Annotated in this window: 1 protein-coding gene; it reads left to right on the top strand. The window is 45.0% G+C overall.

Annotated features, from left to right (window positions below; genetic code table 11):
• Window positions 1–768 (top strand): methyl-accepting chemotaxis protein (locus R8O10_RS24125; RefSeq protein WP_318191812.1); only part of this gene is annotated, 768 nt, incomplete at its 5' end.
• Between the last annotated feature and the right edge of the window lie 230 nt (window positions 769–998).

A 998-nucleotide genomic window follows, 5' to 3' on the forward strand; every position in this document is an offset into this window, starting at 1 on the left:
CGCGTTACTGAGAACCTAAGCGCGCAAAAAATCGAAATTGATTCTGTTGCAACCGCAGTGAATGAGATGCAAGCCTCGTCTTCCGAGATATCTCATAATGCTCAAGCAACCGCAGATGCGACGCTGAAAGCGCAAAACACCATGACCGATAGCCGCAATGTTATCGATAACGTTAACCATTCCGTTCTCGACCTTGTTGGCGAGTTGGGTGAGATTTCGAAAGTGGTGATGCGTTTGAATCAACAAACGGATCAAATAGGGACGGTTATTGAGGTGATTAATGGCATTGCCGAACAAACCAATCTTCTGGCATTGAATGCTGCGATAGAAGCGGCAAGGGCAGGCGAGCAAGGTCGTGGTTTTGCGGTAGTCGCGGATGAAGTGAGAACGCTTGCCAAACGAACTCAAGAGTCCACAACAGAGATCAAATCTGCGATTGAGAGCATTCAACATGGCAGTAAGTCTGCGGTTTCTGCGTTGGAGAAAGGCAACGAGATGTCTACAGGGACGGTCACTTTGCTTGGAACGGCGCTTGAGAGCATTCAGCAACTAGAGTCGTTGATCCAAGATGTTGTAGAAAGAAATCAACAGATAGCCGTCGCCATCGAAGAGCAGGTCTACGTCACGGATGAAATCAATGAGAACATCCAATCGCTCAATTTGAAATACAGCGAGTCGTATGATCTGATGACAGAAACCAACCAGATGAACAGCAGAGTGCAAAACTGTACGAATGAACTCTCTGACATGATAAAAAAATTCGCATAAGCAGCGGAAGTAAATGGCTTAGTGCTTCTCTAAATAAAGCATAGGGTAGGAGCAAATATGGTTACGCAAAATACCAACTTTTCCCCGGAGCAACCAAAACATGAAAAAGACGAGCAACAGAATGTAGCAATAGTTGAATTCAATAGCAGTGTGCTCAGCAGGCAATCGACGGATTTTTTGACTCATGAAGAGTTAAAAATGTTGGAAGCCGTGATAGGTATCGCTTTTTA

The sequence above is a fragment of the Vibrio sp. 1727 genome, from assembly GCF_033344415.1.
Taxonomy (GTDB): Bacteria; Pseudomonadota; Gammaproteobacteria; order Enterobacterales; family Vibrionaceae; genus Vibrio; species Vibrio alginolyticus.